Genomic DNA, 12,702 nt, shown 5'->3' on the forward strand with positions numbered 1-12,702 from the left:
TTTCTTAGCATTTGTTGTCGCTGCAATTTTACAGTCTGGGCAATACAAATTTTGTAAGGAATTTTAACAGTTAACCCTGGGGAAACCTATGAATCACCTTGTTCCAGCCTAAGGAACTCCCGTCCAGATTACCTTCCTACGAGAGGAGTATTGGGGCACCGCATAAACCCGGTACCCCAATTTACTAGCGTCGGCTTTGCTTACCTTCGCGAGCCTTCCATTGGTAGAACACTCCGGGCATTACTAACAGCACAAATAGCAGTGTGGTTATGGTGCCGCCCACCATGGGCGCTGCAATCCGTTTCATAACGTCTGCGCCGGTGCCATCGGAAACCATCACTGGTATCAATGAAATTAACAGTGTCAGGCTGGTCATTAGCATCGGGCGAATACGTCCGGCTGCTGCTTGGGCAACAGTCGCAGTATTGCCGCGCTCAGAGTTATTTCCGGCGGCAGATAAGTAGTGCAGCATTAATAACCCCATCTCAGCGGCGAGACCAGCCATGGCAATCATGCCGACCCATACAGCAACGCTCAGTTTGTAGTCGAGCAGGTATAGCAGCCAGAAGGCGCCGATCAGTGCCATAGGCATGGCGGTGAGTACAAACAGGGTGTCGGATAGCCTGCCTCGATGCAGATACAGGAGGAAGCACACAGCCAACAAAGTCAGGGGCACTAACCATTGCAGGCGGGACTTGGCGCGCTCCAGGTACTGGTATTGGCCGGCCCAGGCGATACGTTGCCCGGGAATCAGATTAACCTGATCGGCGACAACCTGCTTTGCGCGATTGACATAATCTGCAACGCCGATATCGCTTTTCAGGTCGACAAATACCAAGCCCACCAACTGCCCATCCTCATTGCGGATCATGGGCGGGCCGGTGCGGAAGTCCAGATCAGCCAGCTGGTTCAGGGGCACTTGGGAACCATCAGAGGCGGGGACCAGGATTTGTTCCAGCTGTTCAGGAGTATCCCGGTAGTCGCGGGCATAGCGCACTAATACATCGTAACGTTCGCGGCCTTCGATGGTCTGGGTTGCGGCCAGGCCGCCCGCTGCTGCGGCGATCACATCTTCGATATCTTGTACATTCAAGCCGTGGCGGGAAGCCCGTGCGCGATCGATATCAAAGTCCAGGAAGTAACCGCCGGTTAGACGCTCGGCGAAGACGCTTCGGGTTTGTTCTGCGGTGCGCTGGTCGCTGCGCAAAGCCTCTTCGATGGCCAAAGCAGTCTGCTCAATTTCCTCCAGGTTATCTCCAAAGACTTTAATCCCCAGCTGGCTGCGAATCCCTGTGGCGAGCATTTCAGTACGGGTTTGGATTGGCATCCACCAGATATTGGGCATACCGGGGTAGCGCAGCTTTTCATCCATTTCCGCCAGCAGCTGGTCCCAGGTCATACCGGGACGCCATTCATTCTTGGGTTTTAGGGTAATCACTGTCTCCACCATGGATAGTGGTGCAGAGTCAGTAGCACTATTGGAGCGGCCAATTTTGCCAAAGACACGCTCGACTTCCGGAAAGGTTTTCAGTTCTTCATCCATTTGCTGCAAAACTTTTCCCGCTTCGGTAACGGACATTCCGGGTAGCGCGGTAGGCATATACAGGATACTGCCTTCATTGAGCGGTGGCATAAATTCACCACTCAACTTGCTGATGGGGTAGGTCACGGAAACCAGAGCTAATACTGCGAGAGTGGCTACAACTTTGCGTTGCCGTACGCAGAAGTGAATCAATGGCTGCAGTGTATGAACTAAGGCGCGGGAAATTGGGTTTTCCCTGGTGCGAATTTTCCCGCGCATTAGCAGTACAGCGAGGGCTGGAATCAAGGTGATTGCCAATAGGGCGGCGAAAGCCATGCTGTAGGTTTTGGTATAGGCGAGGGGTTTGAATAATCGGCCCTCGGTAGCTTCCAGTGCGAATACCGGCAGGAAAGAAACCGTAATAATAATCAGGGAGAAGAAAATACTCGGTCCGACTTCCTGCATTGCCCGAACGATTAGCGTTCTTTTCTCGCCCGGAGACAACTCCTTATCGCCATCGGTTGCCAGCTTTTTGTGGATGTTATCCACCATTACCACTGCCGCATCCACCATGGCTCCAATGGCTACAGCAATACCTCCCAGAGACATAATGTTGGCGGTAAGCCCTTGTAGGGACAGTGGAATAAAGGCCAGTAAAACAGCAATCGGTAGAGTGATTACAGCTACCAATGCGGAGCGGGCGTGGAGCAGGAAAATAGCGATCACGGCGGCGACCACTAGCATCTCTTCAATCAAGGTGTTTTTGAGATTGTCGATCGCGCTATTAATCAATTGTGAGCGATCGTAGGTCACTACCAGCTCAACGCCTTCCGGTAGGCCTGCACGGATTTGCTCGATACGCTCTTTAACTCTCTCAATAACCTTTAGGGCATTTTCACCGTAGCGCATCACTACGATGCCACCTACGGTCTGGCCCTCGCCGTCCAGTTCGGCAATGCCGCGCTGCATTGCGGGCCCCAGGGTAATATCCGCTACTTGATCCAAGGTTACCGGAATCTTTGCCGCATTGACCCCGATCACTACCTCTTTGAGATCATCGATGCTGCGGATATAGCCGCGCCCTCGCACCATGTGTTCGTGGCCTGCGATCTCCAGTACCCGCCCTCCGGTATCGTTGTTACTGCGGCGAATAGCCTCGACCACTTTGCCAAGTGGGACCTTGAACATCTGCAAGCGATGGGGGTCGATTTGGACCTGGTACTCCTTTTCGTAGCCGCCAATGGAGGCGACCTCGGCAACGCCCTCGACAGAAGTGAGCCAATAGCGCAATTTGAAATCCTGCAGCGCGCGCAGCTCTTGCAGGTCGTTGTTACCGCTTCGATCAACCAGTGCGTACTGGAACACCCAGCCGACTCCAGTGGCATCGGGGCCTAGAGTAGGTTGAACATCTTCAGGGAGTTGGTCGGCTACCTGGTTGAGGTACTCCAGAACCCGTGAACGGGCCCAGTAAATATCCGTGCCATCTTCAAAGATGGCATAGACAAAACTGAGACCGAAAAAGCTCTGGCCCCGCACATATTTGACCTTGGGCAGCCCTAGCATTGCGGTGGAAAGCGGGTAGGTGATTTGATCCTCCACCAGATCCGGGCTGCGACCTGGCCAGTCTGTCATCACGATCACCTGGGCGTCAGACAGGTCCGGAATAGCATCCAGGGGAACACTGGTTAGCGCCCGATATCCGGCCAGGGCGGCGATAGCAACAAGCATCAGAGTGATCCCGGGCTTACCGGCACAGGCCCCAATAATTCGGGCAATCAGCCCTTTGGGTTCGGAATTTACCATTGTTGTACCCCTGATTTGAGGCGGCTTTCTGCCGCGATCAGGAATACCCCAGAGGTGACAATTTTATCCCCAGCCTGGAGGCCAGAACGAATCACAATCCGTTCGCTGTCACCGTAACCAGTGCGTACCTGTACGGGCTCCAGACGGCCCTGGCCCAGGTCCCGAAAGACGATACGCTTCTTACCGGAAATCAGCACTGAATCTCTGGGCACAACCAGAAGATTTCCCAGCTCGGCACTCAACATGATGTCCGCAAACAGCCCTGGCCGAAGTTCACCGTCGGTATTGGGCAGGGTCACACGTAACCGTGCACTGCGGTTGCTGTGATTCAGGAAAGGGTCAATTTGAGTGAGAGTGGCTGGGATTTCTTCATGGTAGACGTTGGTTAGACGCACCTTGGCCGGCATCCCTTTTTCTATCAGCGGCAGCTGATCTTCGTAGGCGTGGGCTTCGATCCAAACCTGGCTGAGGTCGGCAATACGAAGGAGGTTGTCCCCCTTTTTGAATGCAGAACCCGCAACAATGTTCCTCTCAATAATGACACCACCGGCAGGTGCGAAGATCGGGATATAGTCCTGAGCTTTTTGCTGTTCAACCAGCCAGTCGATTTGCTCTTCTGATAGTCCCCACAGAAGCAGGCGCCTTCGCGCCGCTTTCTCCAAGGCATCGCCACGGCGGCGCGCTTTCAGATATTCATCCTGGACGGCGAGTAGCTCCGGGCTGTAAACAGAGAACAGTACTTCGCCACGCTCAACCTGCTTGCCTTCAAAATCCGCATCCAACTCACCAATCCAGCCGTCGAAGCGCAGGCTGATATCCCGCAAACGGGTTTCGTCATAGGTCACCTGGCCGTGCAGGTGGATGGGTAGGGTGAAAGGCTGTCGTTCGACGATGCCGGTTTTGATGCCAATAGCTTGGCGCCGACCGCTATCTACCACGATGCTGCCACTTTCGAGTTCATCGTGGCTAACTGGCTGCAGGTCCATACCGCAGATGGGGCAGGTACCGGGCTCTGCAGCGCGCACAGAAGGATGCATGGCACATGTGTAGTAAGCAGTATCGGAGGCTTCCGGTGCTGACTTTAAGCGCAAGCCTTTGCGATTGGTGCTCATGTCAAAGGCCAGGTCTACATGGCGATCGTGGCCAGTTGCCACATCAACCACCATGGGCCAAGAGCCTACCATGGCTAGCTCTATCTCCCCTGAGAATACTCCGGGGCTGGTTTCATAGACTTCGGCTTGAGCACGCATTGCCGGCATGGCTCCCATGGCAGGCATCTCAGCCACTGCGCGGACTTCAGCGCCTGTAACTGGCCGGTTTTCCATATCTCTCACTTCAATACGAATCTGGTTCTTGCCAGCGCGAGGCTGAAGTGGGTCCACGGATACCGCAATCCGGAAAGGGCCAGCAGGAATAAACTCCACACTGTCGGATACAACCAATCCGGCTGTTTTCTTCCAATAGAAAGCGGTACCGACCGCCAGAAATACAGCGAAAGCAACTAAGCCCAGCATTTTTGAGCGGCTCATAACACACCTCCAGAAAAGGAAGTGATGAGTATTTGGGCGCCAAAGGCACCGACCATTTCTTTGCTACTGGGGGTAGCAATGGCTTGTTGGGAAATCAAAGGGTTCACTCCTGGAACAATCTTTCTGAAGCCCGTCAGCAACAATGAGGCTGCGGGATATTTCGCACATCAGAGAGAGGGAGTGATCAGATACGCAAGCGCAGAGTTTCAAGCCAGGTACGATTACCTGGAGAGGCATGAGAAGAAAGGGGTTCGAAGTCAGGTGATTCCGCTGGCGGAGCCAAAATCTGGGGCCACCGATAGGATGGCGGAGGTGCTAACTGGGGTAACTCAAGGTGCAGGAAGGCGGCAGTGAGAGCGACTTCATGGTCATCTAATGAGGTCTTGAGGGAGACCTGGGCATCATACTCGCAGCAATCTTCATCTGATTGAGAGCCTTTGGCCAAGTGGTCACAACAGCATTCTGCTGCCGGCTCCGGGCTATCCATCATTTCGCAAGCGAGCACGGTCTGCACCTGGAACATCAGCAGGAGCAGGGCCGCCATTGCAACTAGCTTGGCGCGGAATGTGGATGGGTAGCTCTTCATTACCTATAAATCATACAACAAGGACAGTCTGTTCGACAAAGGCGAGATAATCGAGCCCATTTTGTAACTCTAGGGCCTATGACACTAAGTAAAGGAAACGGTAGTGCGCATCCCGTTAGGGTAAATGGTTCTGCCGAGGGCTCAAGGAGCTGTAATGACTCTCGTCAATTTTGTAGAGGTCCCTCTTAGACTGCTTTCGATTGGGCTGTAAAAAGCCCAAGGAGCCGATATCGACTGGTTAAAGCCAATCTCAAAACGATATGAAGGAAAAAGGATTTGCAGTGGCGAAAAATTAGGTACTCTTCAAACGCCGGTCAGGGCTTCTAGCTTCCCTCATTGAGGCACTTGGGTTTTTCATTCTTGATTATACTTACCTATGATTGATAACTCGCTTATTGATCATGTGGCAAGGCCTTGATTTTGTGGTAGTAACAATGGCTGGAAGATGGATCTTAACTTGTCTTGTCGCATTTCTCTTTTCACTGCCCGCCCTATCTGAAGACTTTGTGACCGAACCACAAAACTACAGTCCAATCGCGAAAATGACTGATCTTTGGTTGAGGGGTGAAATATCCAGAAGGCAGATCAGGGAATTGGCCCTACGAGGGCGATATGTAAACAACTCCGAAGCCAACAATGCCTATGTATCCTTTTATCTTGATAATATGCAGATAGTGGCTCGCGGAACTTCTGTGTCTGGGCGCTCTGCGCAAATCAATATTCAAGTTAATGAATCCAAATTTGACCTGGATTATGATCTTGTATCAATGCACTTACTCATAAACGGACATGGTAGTGGCCTATCCAACGAACAAAAGTTCCTCTTGATCGTTATGAGTTACCGGCTGGCGGCGGAAGGGTGGAGCAAATCTTTGGGAGTAGATCAGATGGAAAAAAGCCTTATCTACCGCACACTGAATTATCTTTCCAAAATGCCGACAGACTACAAAATGTGGGGTATGGCTAAGGAGATCCAATATCCATTGCATTAAAGTACAATTCTTATGCTCCCAATAAAAATTTCAATGGGGCAATTGTTGATTCAATGACTTTAGAAAGTATGTTGGCCCTAAAGTTAATATGCGCTATTTGTATTGAGCCACTTGATAACTGCATTATGCTCGTTCTGTCCTATTGTAGTCATACTCAAGTGATTCCTATTGTGAACTTGGATTAACTCGAGATTTTTTTTATTTAGGCCCTGATAGTTGCTGTAAGGAGAAATACGATCTGAATCTGAGGATATTAGAAGCACAGGGACCTTTGAGGACTTTATAAGAGGTAATATGTTTGTTTGATCCAGGTCAATATTCGATTTTTTCAGAGCTAAGGTAGCACTTTTACGAATGTCTTTCTCTGGGATAATTCTGCTAAGCAATGGGTGACTAACCCTCGCGTAATTATATAAGGCTTGATCAAATTGGAGCATGGGCGCTAATAAAATAGCCCCACTGATATCTACTCTCATATTAGAGATATATGCAGCTGTTAATGCACCCATTGAACTCCCGACAATATATATATCTTCATCCTTGATTACTCCTTCTTCGATCAGTTTATCGATAAGGGAGTTAATATACTTACTATCATCGACCCCATATTTTTTGTTACCACTTGAGTCACCATGGCCGAGAAGATCTGGGACAACAACCTGGAATCCAAGAAAGCGAAAATATAGTGCTGAATTCAGCATGAACTCCTTGGAAGCACGAAACCCATGTAATAAAAATACAGTGCCAGAAAATGTCTTTTCTAAAGAATCCCTATTTAAATTAAGGTTTACAATACTTTCATTGCCATCTGCCTCAAACTTGACAGAGTATTGAAGTTTTTGTTTGTTTAAAGGTGGTCCATAATAATAGCTGATGCAAACATCTTTTTTTGCTGGGCAATACCTCTCCTTATTGAAACCTAAATCTTCAATTTTCTCTGTGGTGATTATTTCAGTAAAAGGAAAGCTCTCTGAGCTTTCTATAAGGCTGGCAATTCTCTGAGAGCAGGCAATAAGGGCCGGGCATAATATGAGGGCGGCGAATAGTATATTTAAATTAATTCTAAATTTCATTGCTATATTATTTTATATTTTCCTATTGACGATTTGGGTGTTTAATTTTGGTCTGTAAGTTAAGCAATTCTTTTGTGAAAAAGTGTGAGGTATACAGGAGTTTCTGATAAATGCTTGAATAGTTATATATTAATCGTGTTCAGGATGGTAGATCCTAAGATAAGTAAATGCATGCTGGACATAGTCCGCTTTTCCAAGATCAATCTTCTGCGCCCTTAAAATGGCATATGCTGTATTAAGATGAAAATAGAATTGGGGAAGGGCCCAATCTCTCGCATATTGCTCGCCTGTCATATCGAAAGTCATTCCATTTGGAAGCTCTAATTCGATCATTTGATCAGTACACATATCAAGCGCACCGGGTTCAAGACTGCGCAGAACTGTTAGTGCTTCGTTGATTCGTGTGCAAGCTGCTGAAATAGAACCTGGTTGAGCCCCTGCATTCTGACCTTCGCGTGCTAAGTGGTCTAAATGGTCGGGAAAAAGCTCTCTTCTCAAGCGAAATTGGGCCTCTTGAGCTTGCAGGCACGCAAAGCGTATTTGGGATGAAAGAGGGTACATATCCGGTGTGAGTCTGGCAGACAGCAACTCTTGAGCCTCTTTTTCAGGGAGCTGCTTACAGGCCTTATCCAGCCAGCTCGATAAAGCCTGTAACATTTGTATATATGTGGGTATAAGGAGGCTTGATAGTGACATGGTCATTTTCCTTTTACATTAAGGGTAGCTCCTTATCAATTAAACACAGCACTCACCCCCCTACATTGAGCACTAAAACCAGAGAGGTCTATTTATTGCTATCACTTATATGAACGATGGGAGGCACTTTGTTAGTCCTTTTGACTCTCCTCAGCCTTTCAACTTGCTTTACGATAAAGGCTCCAGGGTATTGCTGTGCAACCGATGCCAGGTTGTGAATCCTTGTCAACACTCGATTACGAATCACTTCGGGATCGGCGCTGCCGGTAAATATCAATGTAAGCTCACTTGCAGATTTACGTGTTTCCCCATTTTGGGTGAGAACCAGCTGGGCCTCCTCCACGTCATTCTCCCTTGTAGCGATATCAAGTATTTGCCCAATACTTAATAGTGCACTACATAGGCTCACATCATCGTCTGCACGCCCCTCAACCAGTAACGCTCTTGGGCGGCCACACCGACAAGTGGTTTGCTGTATTAAATCTCCTAAGCGATAGCGTATTAATGGCACCGTCCAGTCGTTACCTATCCGGGTGAGTAATGCACCCTGCTCGCTCGGCTCAATGAGCTGTCCTTCAAGCAAATGATACTTTTCCAAGTCACATTTTGGCGTGTTTATTGCAATACTATTGGTTTCCACGGAGCCGTAATCACACCAGAAGCCAGCGTTTGGAAACACGCTTTGTACAGTATCGTATTTGGCTTTCGTCCAGGGTTCAGCCATCCAAATGATCGTATGGATAGGGAGATTACCGCCTGAGTTTTTTAGCCCCTGGGCGAAGTCGGCGAGGCCTGTAGGTGCGCCAGCTAGTGTATTTACGCCAACATCTTGTAATACTTCTAACCAGGCTGTGAGTTCCGATGGGATAAATGGGCCCGTGGGTGCGCTTACTGACTGGCTTTTCTCGGCAAGGGTCTGGATAAAATAGTGGGCTCCCCACAAGCGGCCGGGATTGAAGAGGTTTAGTACTACGCTGTCTGGCCCAAGAGGTCTCCATTCCCTTAGGAGTCTCGCAGTAGCTTGGTGATAGGGAGTGTAAGTAAGTTTGGGTTTTCCGGTCGTACCTCCACTAGACATCAAGATTGCGCCGGCCGTAATTGCATTCGCTTTTGATACCTGGAGAATTTCTTCGGGGCCGCTGATGTGAAGGTCTTCAATTTTTGAGGCGGAATCCGGCACAGTCAAAGCGCCAAGCCGGGAAAGTTTTTGAGCCTGTGATAAGACTTCTTGCCAGTCTAAATGCCCAATGGACATTAGAATCTCTCCCATTGTTTAAGTTACGGCTTTATAGCTGAGACTACGGCAAAATACCCAAGTGCTTTATGACATTGAGGGTTCTCAAATCCTGCTTGATTAAGTAACTGGAATAGTTCCTCTAAAGAGAGGAGTTGCGCTCCATGATTCATGAAAAGATGAAAACTAAATAAAACTGGAGTAAGTTTGGTTATATTAAAGAGCATGTCATGAATAAGGACACTACCGCCTTTTGGCAAGGCCGCGTAAGCCTTACTCAATAGCTCTATGCTGGTGTCTGGTTTCCAATCGTGCAGCACATTGCTAAAACAGACCCCATCGCAACCAGTTGGCCAATCTTGCTTGAAGAAATCTCCCTCTACTATGCTTATCTGTTGCTTCTTAGCAAACTTATCTACATATTTTTTGGCTGTCATACAGACAGGAGCAAGATCAAAAAGAAGAGCATTGCGTTCCGGATATGCATCACAAAATGCCAATGCGATAGTGCCTGACCCAGCACCAGCATCGAGTAAGGTTTGAATATTGCTAAAGGCACCATTCTGAACCGCTGAAACAGCTGAGGCAAAACCTTGTGAGTGCATCAGGTGGGTGAAAGCCGCCGCTGAATCACCATCCATTTCATCATGTCGCCACATATCTGTTACAGAGCGACCCCTGCATTCAAGCTCGTATTCATGTTTCAGGCTGGTGAGAATCTTTTTATTAAGATGGTTTACATTATAAATATTGAACGGATCCAGGAGAACTTCTCCCCAGTAGTACTGGCTATTCCTATCCAGATACTGCTTGGCGAGTTCCGTATTTTTTAATTGATTGCGTGTAACATTGATATACCCTAAGTGTTGAAGCAGCAAGATAAACAGGTAGATTCCTTTACGGCTTAATTGCAGTTTGTTGCTCAGCTTCTCGCAGGTATCAAAGCCACCGTCAATAAGCCCAGTTATATCAAGCTGAGCTGAGACCATCAGGCAGGCAAAGGTGTAATTACCCATTAAGAGGTCCCACATTGGGGCATCTGATGTTGTAGGCGCTTTTATTTGCATCAGGCTATCCTTTTTGTCAGTAGGTGCCCAAATTCACAAGATAAATTAGCCTAAACAGCTGAAACTTTCAGTGAAGTTATCTCAATTAGATGTCTCCAGCTGAAGATAGGGATCATTTGATTAATTTTCCGTCAATGACAGTCAATAGGGCGACCGCTCCTTGATACTTATCCTTGTGTTCAAGTTTGAGTGAATCTGGGATGGCACTATGCCAGCCCTCTTTATTTGCTCAGACTACAGCTCCTTGACCATAAAGTACTTACATCCTTCTTTAGGGTATCCCTCTTGAACCCACTTAACTTCATAGCCCTGATTTTTATAGAATGGCATGGCCTGGAAGTTCAAAGTATCTAGTAAGCATTTTTTACAACCACGTTGTTTACCGGATATCTCAATTTTGCTCAATAGTTGGCTACCAATATTTTGCCCCCTTAGCTCTTCAGATACCCACAAAGTGTCTAGTAATAGCCAATCACCGAATGACCTTGCGGCTGCTCCGGCTATCACTTCACCAGAGGCATTTCTAATCTGAACAGCAAGGGGAAGCCTTTCTTTAACTTCCCAGTTTCTCCAGTTGAATTCATCAAGTTTTTTATCCAGAAAGTCGATTAATTCTTGTGCTGGGTTTTCAAGTACTTCTATATCCATTGTGATTGCCTTCCGGGCCAGAGTATAAGTTGAAAAAATTTTAGTTAATTTTTTCCGTATTTAATAAAGTTTGCTCTAAAAAATCAATCTTGATTTTGACTGCACCTGAAAGGAATACTGCCTGAAATAGCCAACCATTTAAAATAATTTTTACATGAACTGTGCTTAAGGTAATCAAGGATATGCGGAACAGGTCTCCTAATTGTAAAAGTGGTCAAGTTGATATAGATTCGATGTTGTTGTGAATTTACTTTATTGGCAAAAGATAACTCCAGCTTTTTGGAGATTGTTGATTTCTTTCTCTGTTATTCCAGCTTCAATTAAAATGTCTCGTGTATTCTCACCATAAAGAGGTGCTGTCTGGAATTCCACCGAGGGCGTACCCGGTATAGAAAAAGGCGCACAGAGGAACTCAATACTTTTGCGATCTGTACTACGGGAGTAGGGAACAGAGAGAATTTTATCGTTGTTGCGGACGTAGGGGTTGTCCAGGGCTTGTGCAATATCATAAACGGGTGCGCAGGGAACCTTACCTTCCATCTGGGCAGCCCAGTTAGCATTTGTTTTCTTCTGGAAATGATTGTCAAGCGATGCCGTTAGCTCCTCCCGGTGCTTCATTCTACTCTCGTTGGTTAGAAAACGTGCATCGTGCTTAAGAGAATCATCCCCCAGTTCTTGGCACAGAATCTCCCAGAACTTCTGTGTTAAACAAGCTACATAGAACCAGCCATCGGCGGTTTTTACCAATTGGCACGGTGCTTGTGATGCGTGTGCGGAGCGAGGCTGCTTTCCTGGAACTATCCCCTCATTGAGAAACCATAGGCCTTGATAGCACAAGCAGTTCAGTGCAACATCGAACAAGTTAGTATCAAAGTCGCCACCTTTTCCTGTAATTTCGGTACGCAGCAGTCCTGAGACTGTACACAGGGCGGCATACACGCTGCCTAATAAATCAACAACAGATACACCAACTTTGGTAGGTATTGATCCCGGCTCGCCGGTTACAGACATCCAGCCTGTTTCAGCCTGCATAAGGAAGTCATAGCCAGGCCAACTTTTCCTTTCATTGTCCCGGCCATACCCTGAAAGATGTGTACAAACGATTCTCGGGTTGACGACTTTTAACTTCCTATAAATAACTCCTAATTCTTCCGGCAGGGAACCGCGGAAGTTATCGATTACTGCATCTGATTTCTCAACAAGACTGAGAAAGACCTTTTTCCCCTCTGCCGACCTGATATCCAGGGCCAGGCTCTTCTTATTGTGCAAAGTAGACTCGCCAGATTCATTATCTTCCTGACTCTCATCAAGGAATAATGTGCCCATTCTTCTTAAGGGGTTCCCACTTTGTTTGGGATCCTCAATATTAATTACTTCGGCGCCCAGCATGGCTAACAGAGTGCCATGGAAGGAACCTGCTCCCCAGGTTTCGAAGGAGAGAATGCGCTTATTTTTTAGCGGCAACATGATGGAAATTTGAACTCTCAGGCAGTAAATGGCACACTTTTGCGGATTTTCGCAAAAGTAACTTGTATCGTTAGATTACTTATAG

10 protein-coding genes are annotated in these 12,702 nt (G+C 47.8%); 1 reads left to right on the plus strand and 9 read right to left on the minus strand.

The annotated features are described in order from the left end of the window. Window positions 1–184: 184 nt before the first annotated feature. The 3 genes from ACJJJB_RS08005 to ACJJJB_RS08015 form a co-directional block, all read right to left on the minus strand. A complete protein-coding gene (locus tag ACJJJB_RS08005; protein ID WP_445366015.1) occupies window positions 185–3,325 on the minus strand; it encodes an efflux RND transporter permease subunit in 3,141 nt (1,046 codons plus the stop codon). Continuing rightward, entirely contained in the window at window positions 3,319–4,854 is a 1,536-nt protein-coding gene (locus tag ACJJJB_RS08010; RefSeq protein WP_445366016.1) for an efflux RND transporter periplasmic adaptor subunit, read from the minus strand. Before ACJJJB_RS08010 ends, ACJJJB_RS08005 begins: the two co-directional genes overlap by 7 nt. Window positions 4,855–5,038: 184 nt before the next feature. Then, the gene (locus tag ACJJJB_RS08015) at window positions 5,039–5,440 is read right to left on the minus strand and encodes a hypothetical protein (RefSeq protein WP_020415432.1); all 402 of its coding nucleotides are present in this window, start codon (window positions 5,438–5,440) and stop codon (window positions 5,039–5,041) included. A gap of 401 nt (window positions 5,441–5,841) precedes the next feature. Between ACJJJB_RS08015 and ACJJJB_RS08020 the strand changes: the two genes are divergently transcribed. After that, window positions 5,842–6,432 carry a hypothetical protein gene (locus ACJJJB_RS08020; protein WP_353375436.1) on the plus strand — a complete coding sequence of 197 codons (591 nt, stop codon included), beginning with the start codon at window positions 5,842–5,844 and terminating at the stop codon, window positions 6,430–6,432. An 83-nt stretch (window positions 6,433–6,515) separates the two neighbouring features. Here the strand turns inward: ACJJJB_RS08020 and ACJJJB_RS08025 are convergent, their stop codons facing one another. From ACJJJB_RS08025 to ACJJJB_RS08050, 6 genes are all read right to left on the minus strand, one after another. Next, the gene (locus ACJJJB_RS08025; protein ID WP_445366017.1) at window positions 6,516–7,505 is read right to left on the minus strand and encodes an alpha/beta hydrolase; all 990 of its coding nucleotides are present in this window, start codon (window positions 7,503–7,505) and stop codon (window positions 6,516–6,518) included. A 129-nt stretch (window positions 7,506–7,634) separates the two neighbouring features. Next, window positions 7,635–8,201, minus strand: a complete 567-nt coding sequence (locus ACJJJB_RS08030) for a DUF1993 domain-containing protein (RefSeq protein ID WP_444901597.1) — start codon at window positions 8,199–8,201, stop codon at window positions 7,635–7,637. 88 nt (window positions 8,202–8,289) lie between these two features. Then, entirely contained in the window at window positions 8,290–9,456 is a 1,167-nt protein-coding gene (locus ACJJJB_RS08035) for an AMP-binding protein (protein ID WP_282950582.1), read from the minus strand. A gap of 23 nt (window positions 9,457–9,479) precedes the next feature. Next, window positions 9,480–10,502: a methyltransferase gene (locus tag ACJJJB_RS08040; protein ID WP_282950581.1), complete on the minus strand. Its 1,023-nt coding sequence runs from the start codon at window positions 10,500–10,502 to the stop codon at window positions 9,480–9,482. 234 nt (window positions 10,503–10,736) lie between these two features. Beyond that, window positions 10,737–11,150, minus strand: a complete 414-nt coding sequence (locus ACJJJB_RS08045) for a GNAT family N-acetyltransferase (RefSeq protein WP_020415438.1) — start codon at window positions 11,148–11,150, stop codon at window positions 10,737–10,739. A gap of 252 nt (window positions 11,151–11,402) precedes the next feature. Beyond that, window positions 11,403–12,617 carry a CaiB/BaiF CoA transferase family protein gene (locus ACJJJB_RS08050; protein WP_353375441.1) on the minus strand — a complete coding sequence of 405 codons (1,215 nt, stop codon included), beginning with the start codon at window positions 12,615–12,617 and terminating at the stop codon, window positions 11,403–11,405. Between the last annotated feature and the right edge of the window lie 85 nt (window positions 12,618–12,702).

This window comes from Microbulbifer variabilis, from assembly GCF_052468405.1.

Coding starts and splice junctions, on each gene's coding strand:
- ACJJJB_RS08005 (WP_445366015.1), bottom strand. CDS start 3,325: ATGGTAAATTCCGAACCCAAAGGGCTGATTGCCCGAATTATTGGGGCC.
- ACJJJB_RS08010 (WP_445366016.1), bottom strand. CDS start 4,854: ATGAGCCGCTCAAAAATGCTGGGCTTAGTTGCTTTCGCTGTATTTCTG.
- ACJJJB_RS08015 (WP_020415432.1), bottom strand. CDS start 5,440: ATGAAGAGCTACCCATCCACATTCCGCGCCAAGCTAGTTGCAATGGCG.
- ACJJJB_RS08020 (WP_353375436.1), top strand. CDS start 5,842: ATGTGGCAAGGCCTTGATTTTGTGGTAGTAACAATGGCTGGAAGATGG.
- ACJJJB_RS08025 (WP_445366017.1), bottom strand. CDS start 7,505: ATGAAATTTAGAATTAATTTAAATATACTATTCGCCGCCCTCATATTA.
- ACJJJB_RS08030 (WP_444901597.1), bottom strand. CDS start 8,201: ATGTCACTATCAAGCCTCCTTATACCCACATATATACAAATGTTACAG.
- ACJJJB_RS08035 (WP_282950582.1), bottom strand. CDS start 9,456: ATGTCCATTGGGCATTTAGACTGGCAAGAAGTCTTATCACAGGCTCAA.
- ACJJJB_RS08040 (WP_282950581.1), bottom strand. CDS start 10,502: ATGCAAATAAAAGCGCCTACAACATCAGATGCCCCAATGTGGGACCTC.
- ACJJJB_RS08045 (WP_020415438.1), bottom strand. CDS start 11,150: ATGGATATAGAAGTACTTGAAAACCCAGCACAAGAATTAATCGACTTT.
- ACJJJB_RS08050 (WP_353375441.1), bottom strand. CDS start 12,617: ATGTTGCCGCTAAAAAATAAGCGCATTCTCTCCTTCGAAACCTGGGGA.